Annotated in this window: 16 protein-coding genes and 1 pseudogene; 2 read left to right on the top strand and 15 right to left on the bottom strand. The window is 52.7% G+C overall.

Features of this window, described 5'->3' with window-relative positions; genetic code table 11:
- Window positions 1-21 precede the first annotated feature (21 nt).
- From B9P82_RS10600 to pmbA, 10 genes and pseudogenes are all read right to left on the bottom strand, one after another.
- Entirely contained in the window at window positions 22-762 is a 741-nt protein-coding gene (locus B9P82_RS10600; protein WP_016151471.1) for a 2-dehydro-3-deoxy-phosphogluconate aldolase, read from the bottom strand.
- Complete coding sequence (locus B9P82_RS10595) at window positions 759-1,877, bottom strand: DgaE family pyridoxal phosphate-dependent ammonia lyase (protein WP_047358559.1); 1,119 nt, start codon at window positions 1,875-1,877, stop codon at window positions 759-761. Before B9P82_RS10595 ends, B9P82_RS10600 begins: the two co-directional genes overlap by 4 nt.
- Window positions 1,861-2,994, bottom strand: coding sequence for an amidohydrolase/deacetylase family metallohydrolase (locus tag B9P82_RS10590; protein WP_047358560.1), 1,134 nt, complete (start codon window positions 2,992-2,994; stop codon window positions 1,861-1,863). The genes B9P82_RS10595 and B9P82_RS10590 overlap by 17 nt, the downstream gene beginning before the upstream one ends.
- A gap of 58 nt (window positions 2,995-3,052) precedes the next feature.
- Window positions 3,053-3,697, bottom strand: a complete 645-nt coding sequence (locus B9P82_RS10585; RefSeq protein WP_003830379.1) for a DUF4310 family protein — start codon at window positions 3,695-3,697, stop codon at window positions 3,053-3,055.
- A gap of 11 nt (window positions 3,698-3,708) precedes the next feature.
- Window positions 3,709-4,485: a DUF4311 domain-containing protein gene (locus B9P82_RS10580; RefSeq protein WP_005134210.1), complete on the bottom strand. Its 777-nt coding sequence runs from the start codon at window positions 4,483-4,485 to the stop codon at window positions 3,709-3,711.
- A gap of 22 nt (window positions 4,486-4,507) precedes the next feature.
- Window positions 4,508-4,807 (bottom strand): DUF4312 family protein, encoded by a 300-nt coding sequence (locus tag B9P82_RS10575; RefSeq protein WP_016151468.1) that lies wholly within the window; start codon window positions 4,805-4,807, stop codon window positions 4,508-4,510.
- Window positions 4,808-4,809: 2 nt separating this feature from the next.
- Entirely contained in the window at window positions 4,810-5,172 is a 363-nt protein-coding gene (locus tag B9P82_RS10570) for an SFCGS family glycine-rich protein (protein WP_003830384.1), read from the bottom strand.
- Window positions 5,173-5,182: 10 nt separating this feature from the next.
- Window positions 5,183-5,491 carry a PRD domain-containing protein gene (locus B9P82_RS10565; RefSeq protein WP_016151467.1) on the bottom strand — a complete coding sequence of 103 codons (309 nt, stop codon included), beginning with the start codon at window positions 5,489-5,491 and terminating at the stop codon, window positions 5,183-5,185.
- Between the two features lie 330 nt (window positions 5,492-5,821).
- Window positions 5,822-6,208 (bottom strand): cytochrome b562, encoded by a 387-nt coding sequence (gene cybC, locus B9P82_RS10560; protein ID WP_016155540.1) that lies wholly within the window; start codon window positions 6,206-6,208, stop codon window positions 5,822-5,824.
- 47 nt (window positions 6,209-6,255) lie between these two features.
- Window positions 6,256-7,607, bottom strand: a pseudogene (pmbA, locus tag B9P82_RS10555) (metalloprotease PmbA).
- A 95-nt stretch (window positions 7,608-7,702) separates the two neighbouring features.
- On the opposite strand from pmbA, the gene yjgA reads away from it, so the two are divergent.
- Window positions 7,703-8,254 carry a ribosome biogenesis factor YjgA gene (gene yjgA / locus B9P82_RS10550; RefSeq protein ID WP_016151465.1) on the top strand — a complete coding sequence of 184 codons (552 nt, stop codon included), beginning with the start codon at window positions 7,703-7,705 and terminating at the stop codon, window positions 8,252-8,254.
- A gap of 63 nt (window positions 8,255-8,317) precedes the next feature.
- On the opposite strand, the gene B9P82_RS10545 is transcribed toward yjgA, so the two are convergent.
- From B9P82_RS10545 to mpl, 5 genes are all read right to left on the bottom strand, one after another.
- A complete protein-coding gene (locus B9P82_RS10545) occupies window positions 8,318-9,634 on the bottom strand; it encodes a PTS sugar transporter subunit IIC (RefSeq protein WP_101700313.1) in 1,317 nt (438 codons plus the stop codon).
- A 6-nt stretch (window positions 9,635-9,640) separates the two neighbouring features.
- Window positions 9,641-10,330: a 6-phosphogluconolactonase gene (locus B9P82_RS10540; protein ID WP_016151463.1), complete on the bottom strand. Its 690-nt coding sequence runs from the start codon at window positions 10,328-10,330 to the stop codon at window positions 9,641-9,643.
- Between the two features lie 16 nt (window positions 10,331-10,346).
- Window positions 10,347-11,669 carry a 6-phospho-beta-glucosidase gene (locus B9P82_RS10535; RefSeq protein ID WP_080859623.1) on the bottom strand — a complete coding sequence of 441 codons (1,323 nt, stop codon included), beginning with the start codon at window positions 11,667-11,669 and terminating at the stop codon, window positions 10,347-10,349.
- Window positions 11,669-12,421, bottom strand: coding sequence for a MurR/RpiR family transcriptional regulator (locus B9P82_RS10530; protein WP_101700312.1), 753 nt, complete (start codon window positions 12,419-12,421; stop codon window positions 11,669-11,671). The genes B9P82_RS10535 and B9P82_RS10530 overlap by 1 nt, the downstream gene beginning before the upstream one ends.
- A gap of 287 nt (window positions 12,422-12,708) precedes the next feature.
- A complete protein-coding gene (gene mpl, locus B9P82_RS10525) occupies window positions 12,709-14,085 on the bottom strand; it encodes a UDP-N-acetylmuramate:L-alanyl-gamma-D-glutamyl-meso-diaminopimelate ligase (RefSeq protein ID WP_016151460.1) in 1,377 nt (458 codons plus the stop codon).
- A 175-nt stretch (window positions 14,086-14,260) separates the two neighbouring features.
- On the opposite strand from mpl, the gene fbp reads away from it, so the two are divergent.
- Window positions 14,261-15,259, top strand: a complete 999-nt coding sequence (fbp, locus tag B9P82_RS10520) for a class 1 fructose-bisphosphatase (RefSeq protein WP_016151459.1) — start codon at window positions 14,261-14,263, stop codon at window positions 15,257-15,259.
- Window positions 15,260-15,298 lie beyond the last annotated feature (39 nt).

The raw sequence follows: 15,298 nt of genomic DNA, 5'->3' as shown, positions 1-15,298 counted from the left end.
GTCAGTTTCCTCATCAGTCAGTTAGCCTACGCAGGCCCGGGTCATCGCCATCAGTTGGCGCACGTCGTCCGGTCGGGTGTTACCACTCACCTTATCAATAATCGAACTATAGATGTGAGGAATGATTTTGCTCACTCCGGCATCCAGGGCGATCTGCAAAATTTCAGTGAAATTATCCAGATCGATACCGCCAGTTGGCTCCAGCCAGAAGTCATGGCGGGCGCAGGCCTGGGCAACTGCAATGTATTCCTCACGGCACTTCAGGCCACCCATTGGGAAGTATTTAATCGAGCTCCCCCCCATGTCTTTGAGCAACGCAATCGCGGTTTCTACCGGCACAATGCCGTCCGGCGTCTGGCTGCTCAGCGGACCGGTGGAGATTTTCACCCTGCCCGGTGTGCCAGTTGGCGAGACCAGACCGTTGACCACCGTCTCCTGCTGACCCAGCAGCGCGCGGCTGGTCGCCACGCCGGTAAAGACCTGATTAACATGCTGTGGCTGCACCTGACGGGAAATTTCACTGACCATCGCCGACTGGTTTGGATCGCCCGCCCCCAGCCCCACGGAGAGGGCATTGTCGATAAGCGCTGCGTATTCACGCATATCCGCAACCGCGCTTGCGACATCCGGGTAATTTTTTGACAACACACCGACCAGCACGTGTCCTTCCGCCGCCGCGTAAATATCCCGGGCATTTTCTTTGGAGCCCGCCAGCACGTTCAGGCAGACGCGGTCGCGATAAAAGTTAGGGGTCAGTTTCATGCTTTTTTCTCCTGCGAAATCACTTCACCAATTCGACGGGCCACAATCTCCAGTTGCGCGCGATCCACGCTGCGCACATCGGCTTCGATAATGCCTTCGTTAGCTTTGTAACCACGGAAGTAAATCGCGTACTCTCCCTGCTTGAGCGCGTCGACCAGTTCACCTGTGGCGATGCCGGTTACCGCTTCGTCAAACTTAATTTCGGTGCGCGCGATGTCGCGCCCTGCGCTGTCCCACACCACGCGGGCACTTACGCCGTGAAGCTGGTTTAACGCATTAATGAACGGCGTCATTTTCTCGACCATCTCCGCGCCGCTCTCTTTCTGCGCGTTCAGATACAGTTCGATGGCGCAGGTCAGGCCAAGAATCCCCTCTTTGCCCACCTTCATCGCCCGACCAATCCCCGCGGTCTGGCGCTTCACCCACTCAACGTATTGGGTTTTGCCAATCACCAGGCCGCTGGTTGGCCCTTCAATCGCCTTCGCACCGCTATAAATCACCAGATCCGCACCAACCCGGTAGTAGCACTGCAAATCCTCTTCCGCCGCCGCATCCACGATTAGCGGCAGATTATGCGTACGCGCCACCACCGCAGCCTGTTCCACGCTGAGCATACTTTTCTGGACGCAGTGGTGGGATTTGATATACAGAATGGCCGCCGTGCGTGGCGTAATGGCCGCCGCCAGCTGAGTGGCGGAACATTCGTTGGCATAACCCGCTTCCACGAGCTTGCCGCCGCCGAGCGCCACCATGGTGCCAACCGGAGCGCCAAAGTTGACGTTGTGGCCTCTGGGCAGCACGATTTCGTTGTTCTCGATCGGCGCGACGTGCAGGTTCTCCAGCAGCCAGTCGCTGTCCTTAACCAACACTCCAGCCACTGACAGGGCGATTCCGGCCGAAGCGCAGGAGACGACGGTTGCCCCTTCCACCTCCAGCAATTTCGCAATGTAGTCACCGGTCTTATTGACCAGGTCTTTCATCTCAAAATATTGATTCATCCCCGCCATTGCGGCCTCAACCACTTCTGGTCGTGGCGTAGAAACGCCGAGCGCCGTCATGCGGCCTGAGGTGTTAATCACCTGTTTTAAATTGTATTTCTCAAAAATCGAAGGCATGTTCCGCGCTCCCTTGTTCGGTCATATAGCCCTTGCCCGCACGTATTGCGGCAAGCGGCACCAGCAGTTGTTCAGCCTGCAGGCTGTCGTTTTCTGCATCTACCAGCACGGTTGGCTGGCGCTTAAGCGTAAAGAGGGTTAAATCGGCATCCAGACCAACCTGCAGTCGCCCTTTCTGTTTCAGGCGCAGACCATCGGCGGCATTGGCAGTAACGCACTCAATGACCTGCGGTAGCGACATCCCAATGGCGAGAAATTTCGACATCACATTCGCCAGGGAATACACCGGGCCGCTGATACGGTTGCGACAATAAATATCGGAGCTGATGGTGTGCGGCAAAATGCCCAGACCGATAGCGCGTTTTGCCACCGCAAAGCTCAGGCTGGCGGTGCCATGCCCAACGTCCAGACGCACACCGCGTGAAATCGCCCGCGTCACTGACGCTCGCAGCTCGCCTTGCGGCGTCAGAATACGATTCGGCTTACCGTTGTAGCAGTGGGTAATGATGTCGCCCGCGGTCAGGCGTTCGGCGATCTCATCCAGATCCGGCGGATTGTTGCCGATGTGCACCATCAGCGGCAGGTCACCGTTCTGCGCTTGCATCGCTTTGGCGCGCTCCAGCGGCGTAATGCCGTTTTCACCGACCACGCTGCTGCTCATGCGCGCCTTCAGGCCGACGATAAAATCAGGATGGCGCTTCACCGCCTGTCGCACCGCATCGGCGTCAATGTTGGCCATATTAGCCAGCTCGTTCTGGGCGATAAGCCCAACGCGGGAAATATTCAGCAGCGCATACACTTCGGTGGTCGCTTCCCGGGTCAGGGTATAAAAATCATCGATATCATCCGCCCCGGTACTACCCGCATCCACCACCGTGGTAACGCCGGTAGCTATACCGACGCTGTCCGGCTGGTCGTGATAAATCGGGGATTTCGGGTAGCAGTGAACATGGGAATCAATCCAACCTGCGCTGACGTAGTACTCGCCGCCAAGTTCGATGGTTTTCAGCGCCGGGCCATCTACGTCGCCCAACGCCGCAATTTTGCCGTCTTTGAGCGCAATATCGCTCACCGTATCGTCAACGAGGCGCGCACGGCGCAGGAGTAAATCAAACATCGCTCTCTCCTTTGCCGGATGGCGGCGCAACCGCCTCATCCGGCCTACAAATCAACAGTTAGCTAATGGCAATCGGGAAGATGGACCCGAGGATCATCGCCCCAAGGATCGCCCCGCCGGTGATCGGTTTCTGCCACAGGTAAAACAGCAGCGCGCCCGCCAGTGAACCGATGCCGATAGGGATAGACGCCGTCATCGCGCTGAGGATAATCAATGGCCCGAGGAAGCGGCCGGAGGCGTTACCGGCCCCCATCATGACATCCGCACCGTAGGTCGAGTCGCTCTGATTGATGGTGAACTTACGCGCCAGAATAATGATGTAGCCAATCGCCAGACCAATCACCAGACCGGTGACCAGCGACGCTGCGAAGTTGGCAACCGGGAAGATAATACCTGCGCCCAACAGCAGCGCCGGAACACCTAACCCGACCCCGGTCTGAATCGCCCCGCCAATATCCAGAATCCCCACCAGCGAACCTTCAATGATGCGGGCAAACAGGAAGCTTGCACCAAACGCCGCCACCGCCCCGTAGGAGCCGGTGTCCATTCCCGCCTTCAGCATCGCCACAAAAGCGACTTCGTTAAATGCGCCAATACCGTACAGGTAGTACATGTGCGTTCCGGCAAATACGCCAGAGGAGAGCAGGCCAACGAAGATCGGGAACGACCAGTCAGCGAACCAAAAACCTTTATTCTGTTCCATGATGGCCTCCGTTATTTGCCGCTGAGCGAGTTGTGGATCAGTTCGAGCCAGTTAGGCACGGTCAGATGGAAGGATTCGATCATCTTCATGTCGAAGCCGCGGAAGAAGCCGCTCAGGACAAACAGCGCGACGATAGCCACCATCATCACTTTAGTGACGTGGTTCCAGCCGCTCTCTTCCACGCCTTTACCGATCAGAATGCCAAGGACCAGACCCGGAACGGCGTTGCCCATAATCAGCTGCGCCGCGCCGCCAAAGACGGTGGCCCAGAAGCCTGATTTTTTACCGGCATCGATCGCCGCCAGCCAGAAGATCACCGGCATCACGGTGTTGACCAGCAGGTTAGCCGCAGGCACCAGCACCTTGACGGCAGTCACCTGCAACGCTTCCGGTACGGATGACGCCGTAAGGTTCAGGAAGGTCACGACGATCATCCCGATAACGCCGCAGGCAATCGCCATGCGCTTGGGATCGTGCAGCGTTTCACCGACGTTGCGGTTTTTAACCATCAGCGCAGCAGCGCCCCAGTTGGGGATGATGCGATGGTCGACGTCCTGAGTGAACGCCCCCGCCGCAACGGAGGAAGCCCAGGCGTTAAAGAAGAAGCCCAGGCCGAACGAGAAGTGAGAAGCCGGATCCCCTTCGCAGGAATTCAGTTCTCCCAGAGTACGAAACGCGCCCATCCCTTGAGTGGTAGGCGCATGAAACATGCGTGCAGCCCCAGCGCCGACACCGACGCCAACCAGGCCGCCGATGATGAGCGATTTTATTAATATTATCAGGAACATAATTATGCCTTTTAATAAAGAATCAGCGTTGCGTAACGAAATCCACCTTGTCGAGATTGATGGCAGTTACGTTGACGGTCACGTCCAGCTCCACGCTGAAGGTGCGTCTTTCCCGGCGCAAAAAGAGGAATAAAAATGCCTCTTTGCGCACCGATTCACGCGCTTGAACAACCTGCACATCCTGTGGCTCAATACGCAGTAAGATATGCGGCGACGCTTTCATCACCGCAGCCTGAACGTGGTTCAGGGCATCGGCAAAGGCGCGCGCTTTGGCCTCGCCCTTGCCAGTGACTCTCACCGTGGTGGTGAATTGTTCTTTCATGCTTAAGCGCCGTGTTTCTTTTGCCACGCCTGTACCAGGCGCTCACCGAGTTCTTCTTTGTCCATAAAACCGAACCCCAGCACGTTGCAACCTTCGTTGATGGCAGTGACCCCTTCATCAACCGAGCGCATGCCGTATTTCGCCTTGTAGCCGTATTTGGTCTGCGCGGTAATCGCACCCGCGCCGCCACTGCCGCAAAACGAGATGCCAAAGGTGGCGTTTTCCGCTTTCATCACGTCACCCAGCTTCATATCAGCCGCAACGCCCGGCACCACAACCGCACGGCCGCCCGCTTTCTCAACGCCTGCCGCCACTTTCTGGCCTTTACCCAGACGATCGCCAATCACTACGGTAATCTGTTCCATCTTTTGCTCCTTAAAGGTTGTCTTTCGCGACTTCGAAGTGCACCGACAGCAGCCAGGCCTCTTCCTCAGGAAGATTGCCAAACTCAGCGACCACGTCACGGGCAAGCGCCATTGATTCGGCAGAAATTTCATCAAACAAGCTGGCATCGACTTCTGGTAAGGGTTCACCCGTTACCGAGCGGTGCGCCATGGCGCGAACATGCGACGTCAGCATCTGTTCCTGTACAGCGTTGGGAATAATGTGGCGTTCACGCAGCAAGGCATACACCTGCGCCAGCATGCGGTCGGCCAGTTCCACCGATTCCCCCATGTCATTCATTACAGCTCCGTTATTCACTCGTCTTACCCCACTAGTGGCTCTGAGGGTAACTTAGCGGTGGGGGTTAAAAGTTTGTAGCGAGTTGTTTTCCACTTCGAAGTGGAAAGGGGCGCAGCGATAGTGATCTGTGCCGCAAAAAGGGCCGGGACCACGATTAATCACTGGAAGAATGTGATTGAGATCGCAAGAGTGAGCAGCAAAATGGAAGGAAATGCGAACAATGAATGGACGATAAAAATGAAAAAATGTGATGGGGATAGCGTTTACTTATGGGATGCAGGGGCGCAGCGTCTTATCCGGCCTACGGTTATGCAGGCCGGAAAGAGTAGATTAGCGGAACTTCTTGTGGTTTTCGTTGCGCGTTTTTTTCAGGTCTTCCGCAACGGCTTTCGCCTCTTTGACTTTACCTTCGTTCGCCAGTTTAAGCGCGCCGTCAATCTGACCGATCAGCGTGTCAAAGCCGTGGCGGAAATCTTTCATCTCCGCACTGTCCGGGGATTTGCTCTCCAGCTTCGGTGGCGTTCCCTTTTGAGCATCCAGCGCGGCTGCACGCATTTTGGTCAACGCGTCTTTCAGTTCAGTCGCATTGTCCGTTTTTTCGACGATCTTCAGGTTGTCGTTGAGGATCCCCATGTCATCTTCGAGATCGGCTGCAAACGCAGAAGAACCAAGAACCAGCGTTGAAGCCGCGACGATCGCTAACAGGTGTTTACGCATTGCTCACTTCCTTTTTTATTATTAAAAAATTAACGCCTTAACGAGTATCATTGCCCGGCGATTTTCATCTCCGGTAACAATACCGAACCACACTGTATATTACTGCGTGTTTCAATATCGTTGCCTACGGTCACAATATTGCGCCACATCTCTTTTAAGTTACCGGCGAGGTAATTTCACTCACCGGATACTGAATTTCGCCGTTTTCGACCCAAAAACCCGCCGCGCCGCGAGAGTAATCGCCGGTAATGCCGCTAACGCCCTGCCCCATCAGCTCGGTAACCACAAGACCTGTGCCCATCTCTTTGAGCAACTGCTCGAAGCTTAGACCCTGTCCTGGAATTCGCCAGTTGTGGATCCCGCCCGCATGACCGGTGCTCTTCAGTCCCAGCTTACGTGCGGAATAGTTGGTAAGCAGCCATTGGGTCAGCACACCGTCTTTAATAATGTCACGGCGTTCGGTCCGTACGCCTTCGCTGTCGAACGGCGACGACGCCAGCCCTTTCAGCAGGTGCGGATGTTCTTCAATAGTCAGCCATTCCGGCAGAATTTGTTTGCCCAGCGAGTCGAGCAGGAAGGTGGATTTACGGTACACCGAACCACCGGCAATCGCGCCGACCAGATGTCCGAACAGCCCAGTCGCCACTTCGTTGGCAAAAATCACCGGCGCTTTCATGGTGGAAAGTTTACGCGGAGAGAGGCGAGATAAGGTGCGGCGAGCACAGTCTGCCCCCACCCATTCCGGCGTTTGCAGATCGCCCATCGCCCGGCCAATGGTGTAGGCGTAATCACGCTCCATATCGCCATTTTCTTCCGCGATGACGCAGCTGGAAAGAGAATGACGCGTGGAGCAGTAGCCCTGCAGCATCCCGTGACTGTTACCAAACACTTTGATGCCGTAGTGGCTGTTAAAACTGCCGCCTTCGGTATTGGTGATACGCTTATCGGCCTGCAGCGCCGCCTGTTCAGCGCGGGCTGCCAGTTCGATAGCTTCGTCAGGGGACACTTCCGCCGGGTGGAACAGATCCAAATCGGGCGCATCAAAGGCCAGCAGTTCTTTATCTGCCACGCCGGCGCACGGGTCCGGTGAGGTGTAACGTGCAATATCCAGCGCGGCCTGCACGGTACGTGCAATCGCCTGCGGGCTTAAATCGGTGGACGATGCGCTGCCCTTACGGTTTTGGTGATAAACCGTAATCCCCAGCGCGCCATCGCTATTGAATTCTACGTTCTCCACTTCACCATAACGGGTGCTGACGCTAATACCCGTGGTCTTGCTCACAGCGACTTCCGCGCCATCCGACTTACCTGACGCTAATTCCAGTGCCGTCGAGACCGCTTCTTCCAGAATCTTACGCTGCGCTTCAACTTGTGAGATTACTTTCATCGCAAATGCCATAATGTAGAGAGAGTTTCTCTGAAGTCTAACAGAGAACCGTTTTTCAGTGCGCATCTTAACTGGTAACATTAGCCTCTTTTTTTAAGGAGCCTGACATGACTAAGCAGCCCGAAGACTGGCTCGACGACGTTCCCGGTGATGACATCGAAGACGAAGACGATGAAATTATCTGGGTCAGTAAAAGTGAAATAAAACGTGACGCCGAGGAGTTAAAACACCTGGGTGTGGAACTGGTAAAACTGGGGAAAAACGCGCTGGATAAAATCCCGCTCGACGCGGATTTACGTGCCGCGATTGAGTTGGCCCAGCGTATTAAGATGGAAGGTCGCCGCCGCCAGCTGCAGCTGATTGGCAAAATGTTGCGCCAGCGCGATGTTGATCCTATCCGTCAGGCACTGGACAAGCTGAAAAACCGTCACAACCAACAGGTTGTACTGTTTCACAAGCTTGAGCAACTGCGCGATCGCCTGATCGCCGAAGGTGATGATGCGGTAGCGGAAGTGCTGAACCTGTGGCCAAACGCCGATCGCCAGCAGCTTCGTTCTCTGGTTCGCAATGCGAAGAAAGAGCAAGAAGGCAACAAGCCGCCGAAATCAGCACGTCAGATTTTCCAGTATCTGCGTGAACTGGCGGAAAACGAAATCTAATCTCTTCGTCTGCAGAAAGTGCCGGATGATGTAAATACTTCATCCGGCCTGGATTCTGTGCCCTTACTGCTGGGGCTGCATTTCGCCCATAGCGTTCTCTGACTGGCTCTCTTCATGCAGATACTGCTTATCTAAAATCTTCACGAACGGTGTATAAATCGCGGTGGCGATAACCAGATTCACGGCCTGTAAAACAATGCCTGAAATCCCGGTGGTGAGGAAACCAGAAATAAAGATCGGCGTTGTCCAGGGAATGGAGATACCAGAGGTGGGGGGGACCCAGCCGAATGCGATAACCACATAAGTAACCGTACACAGCACCATTGGGGTAATGATAAACGGGATAAGCATCAGCGGATTAAGCACGATTGGCAAACCAAAAATAACCGGCTCATTAATGTTAAAAATTGCCGCCGGTGCCGCCAGCCGTGAGAGCTGCTTTAATCGCGTACTTTTGGCAACCATAAAGATGCTAATCAACAGCGCTCCGGTAAAGCCCGTACCGCCGGCAATCAAATAGACATCCCTGAACTGCTGAGTAATGATGTTGGTCGCTACCAGCCCGGCCTGAGTTTGCGCCAGGTTCTGCGCACTGAGCGTTTGCCAGATAGGCCCCATTACGGATGTCATGATAGAGTCGCCATGGATCCCAAAGAACCAGAAGAAACTGATCATCATCTCAGCAATCAGTTGCGATAAGAGGGAATTCCCCAGATACAGCAACGGCTGTTGCAACATGACGCTGATAAATTTCCCCGGCGTACCAAAAGGCGTGTTCTCAAACAGCACCTTGACGATAATCCAGAACAGTAGCACTAAGAAGATAGGTACCAGCGATTTAAACGACCTGGCAATCTCTGGCGGGACACTCGCAGGCATCTTGATGGTGAAAGCCCTGTTTTCCAGAAACTGAACCACCTTGATGGTGACCACAGTGACGATAATCCCTAAGAACATCGATTCAGAGCTAAAGTCGATCAGCGCGTAAGCATCGGCGACGATTTCTCCCGATCCTGTCGTAATATGACCAGGCGACATTAAGAAGAAGATCGCCACCGGTAAAATAGCGGAACTTTGGCTGAGATTAAGCTTTTCAACTAACTCCTTTGAGAAGGTGATAATCACCAGCAGCGTCATTAATCCGTAGCTGGCGTTAATCCCGTAATTGAGCTTATCCAGCACGCCTTCCCCTAACAGCGAACTCATAAACTCGTGATAGCCGTTAACAGGAAAGTTGGTTAACAATACGAAAAATGAACCGACAATCAAAAAGGGAATCAGGGCAATAAACGCATTTTTTAGTGCGGTCAGGTAGATGTTTGACGAGATTTTCTCGGCCAGTGGCAACATCTTTTGTTCGAGTAGAGAGGTTATGCTCATGCCCGCTTACCCTATAAGGTTTTTTGTCACGTAATAATTAACCTGCGGGAACTGCTTGATATAGATGGCAGGAACCTGAGTGTGGTGCGCATCGCCGTTAACAATCTCCTGATAAATATCTTTTTTCGTATCGTGGTTGATGATGACAATCACTTTTCCAGCCTTGATGATTTTATTCAGCCCAACGGTAATACCCTCGGTGAGGGTGACATCTCCGGAGAAGTATTTATGGCTGGCGACGTTAATTGTTACGTCATCTAGTTCAGTTTGTAGATAATCCTCATCAAACGGCACGCCCGGCTCGTTTAAGCCGATATGCCCGTTCATTCCCACGCCCAGAATTACATAGTCAAACTCTTCACCGTTGAGCGCGGTTTGGTAATGGGCAATATTTTGTGCCGTAGAGGCAAACGGATTGAAATGGACTAACCGCACCGGATAGGCACATTTGTGCACAAAGTCCTGATTAATCATGTTCAGGCAGCTGCCATCTGATTCGCTGGGCACGTTGACCCACTCATCCAGCGCAAAGAAGGTAAGGCGTTCGGCAAACGGTGTCGCTGCCAGTGCTTCGTAAATCCAGTGAGGCGTGCTACCGGAGGGGATCAGCACGCGAGAATGTGGTTTGAGCGCGGATAGCTCACTAACGACCTGTTCAGCCAGCGCGGCATTGGTATCAAACGTTGTACATTTCATCCGTTTCTTCTCGCTATTAAAGTGATTCAATCTTTTTGGCGAATAAAGGAAGATACTTTTTATTGGCCAGCAGCATCTCTTTGACTAACGCCACACCCGAAGTATCGCTTGAGCATAATGGGTTGAAAATAAAGCCTGAAATAAGCGCTTGATAATCGCCGGTGGCGGCGGCTTTGACGATCTGCGCTTCATAGTCTTTCATCATGGAAACAATCCCTTTCGCAGGAGATGGGATCTCGCCAGTACAAATTGGAATCGGACCATTACGGGTAAGCACACAGTTCACTTCAACTACCGCCTCTTCCGGTAAATTAGTGATAGCACCGCCGTTACGAACGTTGACGGTTTGAATGCTCTTATCGTCGAGGTAAATAGCGCGAATAACGTTCAGCGCGGCGGTGGAATAAAGCGCACCGCCGCGGGCTTCCAGCTCTTTAGGCTTATCCTGAAGCGTAACGTCGCTGTATTTTTTAAACAGTTCGGCTTCGATATTTTTGACGATCTCACCCCGTGATTGCTCGGCTGCTTCCTGCTCGGCCAGCATTTCAGTCGTCTTGAGGTAGTATTTTAAATAGGAAGAGGGGATCAGATTGGTGGCGGCCAGCAGCTCTTTATTAAACTGCTCATTGCTGATGTTTTTAAAGCTCAGTGCATCGACGTCAGCGGCGTTGATTATCTCGATGGTTTCGCGGGTACGGTCGACGCCGTTATGCAAAATTTTGGTAATAAAGTTCATATGGTTGGAGCCTTTGAACTCGACGTATAAATCCTCTACGTTGGCATTCAGCAGCCCGGCCACCTGATGGGTCATATTGACAGGACCATTGCACAGGCCGATGACCCGATTGTTGTGGCTGTATTTGAGTACCGCTTCTGTCACCATGGAAGCTGGATTGGTGAAGTTAATCAGCCAGGCGTTTGGACAAATCGCCTTCATTTCATTCGCTATTTCAATGATGACCGGAATGGTGCGCAGAGCTTTGAACATCCCGCCCGCGCCATTGGTTTCCTGGCCAATAAAACCGTATGACTTCGGCAGTTTTTCATCAACGATTCGGGCATCGATACCACCGACGCGCAGTTGAGTCACCACGAAGTCGGCACCCAGCAGCGCTGTTTTGCGGTCAAAAGTTTGGATGACATCAATTGGTAAATTTGCTTTGGCAAGCATTCTTTTGGTGAGATCGAAAATGATGTTCATTTTCTCTTTACCCATTTCAACGTCGACAAAAGCGATGTGAGAGATGGGAAGTTGATGGTAGTTTTTAATTACCCCTTCAATCAGTTCTGGCGTATAGCTACTACCCGCGCCAATCACCACGAGTTTTAGTTTTTTCATTAGTCTTCTACTTTTGAATTAAATTTCAACGACACTTTTCTGACATTGGATAAATGGAAAAGCATAATATCTACGATGGCTATCTGGATCGGATAGCTTATATTTTCGAAAGCAGTATCTTTAATAATGGCATTTTTGTAGATCAAGACCGCATCGGCCTTAAGCGCCAGCGTAGAGTTTTCCCGGCTGGTAATCGCGGCCACCTTGATGCCGTTTTTTCTGGCATTAAAAATTATCTCTTCCAGCATTTCTGACTCACCGCAGTTGGAAACAATCAGCATACAATCGTTAGCGGTCAGAAAGCGGCTGCGGACATTACAGTTGGTGTAGTCTGTTTCATTGAGGATATTAAAGCCCAGCACCATCAGATTATAGCTAACATAGTTCGCCACGCTATCTGATGTACCGTATCCCCAGGTGATAATCGTATTGCAGTCGGACAAAAAATCACAAAAGACTTTGACTTTATTCTCAGACACTCTGGTTAAAGCATCCTGCATTTCTTGTATATATTCGCTAACAAACGCGTTATGGTGCTGCGAGTTTTGCGATCTGGAGAATACGTCCCGAATGTTGACCTTAAACTCCTGGAAATTATTAAAGCCTAATTTCTTTACCAACTTAGAAATAGATGGCGCGGTAGTATAAACGCGATCTGCCAGTTCATGAATTTTCATTTTATAAACATCAGCAGGGTTCTCCTGACAGAATTTATAAACTCGCAGTTCATTATTGGTTAAATTTTTTCGCATGGAGCGCACCTTTTATTATGTGGCACTTACGCCACATTGGCTCTCGAGGGGATATTAGCAAGGGAAAAGCGGAAATAGATTTTATGATTTAGAAATTAATTTCTGCGATCTGAGTTATAAATTTCCATATAGAGGCTTCCCATTCCGTTGAGAAGTATGGCGTAACCAGAAGGCCGGATGGCAACGGAGATCGTGCTCCTGAGAAAGTGCCGGATAACGGTGTAAACACCTTATCCGGCCCACAACGGATCGTAAGCCCGGTAAGCGTAGCGCCACCGGGCATTTTTTTACTCTTCTTCTGCCTGGGCTTTCTTCGCCAGGCCATCCAGCAGTTTTTGATGGATGCCACCAAACCCGCCGTTACTCATCACCAGGATGTGATCGCCAGGCTGTGCAGTTTTCACCACCATATCTGCCAGCGCATCCACATCGCCGCTCCAGTGCGCAGGCTGAACGCAGGCTTCAGCGACTTCTGCTACCTGCCACGGAATATGCGGGGGTTGCAGCAGGAACACTTCGTCCGCACGCCCTAACGACGGCGCCAGGTCATCTTTGCACAGGCCCATTTTCATGGTGTTCGAGCGTGGTTCCAGCACCGCGATGATGCGCGCCGTGCCACCTACTTTACCACGCAGCGCCGCAAGCGTTGCCAGAATGGCCGTTGGGTGATGGGCGAAATCGTCATACACCGTCACGCCATTGGCTTCGCCGCGCAGCTCAAGACGACGACGGGCATTGATGAACGAGCCCAGCGCATTAGCTGCATCTGCAGGCACGACGCCAACATGGCGCGCGGCAGCAATCGCCATCAGACCGTTGTGCATGTTGTGCTCACCTACCAGGCCCCACTTCACCACGCCAACATTTTCACCGTCCAGCCACACTTCCCATTCGGATGCATCAGTGGTCAGCTTTTTCGCCTGCCAGTGACCTTGTTCACCAACCAGCTCTTGTTCGCTCCAGCAGCCCATCGCCATCGTCTGTTTCAGATTGATGTCGTTTTCCGGGTAGATAATGCGTCCCTGGCCCGGCACGATACGCACCAGGTGGTGGAACTGTTTCTGGATCGCTTTCAGATCGTCAAAGATATCCGCGTGATCGAACTCAAGGTTGTTGAGGATCAGCGTACGCGGGCAGTAATGTACGAATTTAGAACGCTTATCGAAGAAGGCGCAATCGTACTCATCCGCTTCAATCACGAAGAAGTCGCTCTCACCCAGACGCGCGGAAACCTCAAAGTTACCCGGTACGCCGCCGATCACAAAGCCAGGCTTATAGCCGCAGGCTTCGAGGATCCAGGTCGCCATTCCGGCGGTGGTGGTTTTGCCGTGCGTCCCCGCAACCGCCAGTACCCAACGATCGCGCAGTACAAAGTCATGCAGCCACTGCGGGCCGGACATGTACGGAATGTTCTTTTCCAGCACCGCTTCCACACATGGATTACCCCGGGTCATGGCATTGCCGATGATCACCAGGTCCGGCTGCGGATCGAGCTGGCTGGCATCGTAACCCTGAATCAGATCAATGCCTTGCTTCTCAAGTAAGGTACTCATCGGCGGATACACATTGGCGTCCGAACCGGTTACTTCATGACCGAGTGAGCGCGCCAGCATCGCCAGACCGCCCATGAAAGTGCCACAAATTCCCAAAATATGAATGCGCATACGTCACTATCCTTTTTTAATCTGGGGGCCATTTTACGCACATGTCCGGCAAGTGAGAAACGCATTTCAGGATATTCCGTAGTTTGCTGGCGCGATTCACCTAAGCGCGACAATGGAAATATTTGTTAATATTGTTGCGGTCGCTTTACTCCACATAAATTGCAGGGAAAGTGTTATGAAAACGTTAGGTGAATTTATTGTCGAAAAGCAGCACGAGTTTTCTCATGCTACCGGTGAACTCACTGCTTTGTTGTCGGCAATAAAGCTGGGCGCCAAGATCATCCACCGCGATATCAACAAGGCCGGTCTGGTCGATATCCTGGGTGCCAGCGGTGCTGAGAACGTGCAGGGAGAGGTTCAGCAAAAACTCGATCTGTTCGCGAACGAAAAACTGAAAGCTGCACTGAAGGCGCGCGACATTGTGGCGGGCATTGCCTCGGAAGAAGAAGATGAAATCGTCGTCTTTGAAGGCTGTGAACACGCAAAATATGTTGTGCTGATGGATCCTCTGGATGGCTCATCCAACATCGATGTTAACGTCTCTGTCGGTACGATTTTCTCTATTTATCGCCGCGTAACCCCAGTCGGCACGCCGGTCACGGAAGAGGATTTCCTGCAACCAGGCAACAAGCAGGTTGCTGCGGGCTACGTTGTTTATGGTTCTTCCACCATGCTGGTGTATACCACCGGCTGTGGCGTACACGCCTTCACCTACGATCCTTCTCTGGGCGTATTCTGCCTCAGCCAGGAACGTATGCGCTTCCCAGCGAAAGGCAGCACGTACTCCATTAACGAAGGCAACTACATTAAATTCCCGAACGGCGTGAAGAAGTACATTAAATTCTGCCAGGAAGAAGATAAGTCAACTCAGCGCCCGTACACCTCGCGCTACATTGGCTCTCTGGTTGCGGATTTCCATCGTAATCTGCTCAAAGGCGGGATCTACCTGTACCCAAGCACAGCCAGCCACCCGCAAGGGAAGCTGCGTCTGCTGTACGAATGCAATCCGATGGCCTTCCTGGCCGAGCAGGCGGGCGGCAAAGCGAGCGATGGTAAGGATCGCATTCTGGATATCACCCCGGAAAGCCTGCACCAGCGTCGCTCCTTCTTCGTAGGTAACGACCATATGGTTGAAGATGTAGAACGCTTTATCCGCGAATTCCCGGACGCGTAATACGCTTTGCCGGATGAGACGTGTTAACGCCATCATCCG

Source organism: Citrobacter sp. L55, from assembly GCF_002850715.1.
Classification (GTDB): Bacteria; Pseudomonadota; Gammaproteobacteria; order Enterobacterales; family Enterobacteriaceae; genus Citrobacter; species Citrobacter braakii.
The sequence above is the reverse complement of the archived record's forward strand: the minus strand, read 5'-3'. Positions and strand labels throughout refer to the sequence as shown.

Excerpts from the sequence above, each read along its gene's own strand:
- B9P82_RS10600 (WP_016151471.1), bottom strand. The coding sequence starts at position 762 with ATGAAACTGACCCCTAACTTTTATCGCGACCGCGTCTGCCTGAACGTG.
- B9P82_RS10595 (WP_047358559.1), bottom strand. The coding sequence starts at position 1,877 with ATGCCTTCGATTTTTGAGAAATACAATTTAAAACAGGTGATTAACACC.
- B9P82_RS10590 (WP_047358560.1), bottom strand. The coding sequence starts at position 2,994 with ATGTTTGATTTACTCCTGCGCCGTGCGCGCCTCGTTGACGATACGGTG.
- B9P82_RS10585 (WP_003830379.1), bottom strand. The coding sequence starts at position 3,697 with ATGGAACAGAATAAAGGTTTTTGGTTCGCTGACTGGTCGTTCCCGATC.
- B9P82_RS10580 (WP_005134210.1), bottom strand. The coding sequence starts at position 4,485 with ATGTTCCTGATAATATTAATAAAATCGCTCATCATCGGCGGCCTGGTT.
- B9P82_RS10575 (WP_016151468.1), bottom strand. The coding sequence starts at position 4,807 with ATGAAAGAACAATTCACCACCACGGTGAGAGTCACTGGCAAGGGCGAG.
- B9P82_RS10570 (WP_003830384.1), bottom strand. The coding sequence starts at position 5,172 with ATGGAACAGATTACCGTAGTGATTGGCGATCGTCTGGGTAAAGGCCAG.
- B9P82_RS10565 (WP_016151467.1), bottom strand. The coding sequence starts at position 5,491 with ATGAATGACATGGGGGAATCGGTGGAACTGGCCGACCGCATGCTGGCG.
- cybC (WP_016155540.1), bottom strand. The coding sequence starts at position 6,208 with ATGCGTAAACACCTGTTAGCGATCGTCGCGGCTTCAACGCTGGTTCTT.
- yjgA (WP_016151465.1), top strand. The coding sequence starts at position 7,703 with ATGACTAAGCAGCCCGAAGACTGGCTCGACGACGTTCCCGGTGATGAC.
- B9P82_RS10545 (WP_101700313.1), bottom strand. The coding sequence starts at position 9,634 with ATGAGCATAACCTCTCTACTCGAACAAAAGATGTTGCCACTGGCCGAG.
- B9P82_RS10540 (WP_016151463.1), bottom strand. The coding sequence starts at position 10,330 with ATGAAATGTACAACGTTTGATACCAATGCCGCGCTGGCTGAACAGGTC.
- B9P82_RS10535 (WP_080859623.1), bottom strand. The coding sequence starts at position 11,669 with ATGAAAAAACTAAAACTCGTGGTGATTGGCGCGGGTAGTAGCTATACG.
- B9P82_RS10530 (WP_101700312.1), bottom strand. The coding sequence starts at position 12,421 with ATGCGAAAAAATTTAACCAATAATGAACTGCGAGTTTATAAATTCTGT.
- mpl (WP_016151460.1), bottom strand. The coding sequence starts at position 14,085 with ATGCGCATTCATATTTTGGGAATTTGTGGCACTTTCATGGGCGGTCTG.
- fbp (WP_016151459.1), top strand. The coding sequence starts at position 14,261 with ATGAAAACGTTAGGTGAATTTATTGTCGAAAAGCAGCACGAGTTTTCT.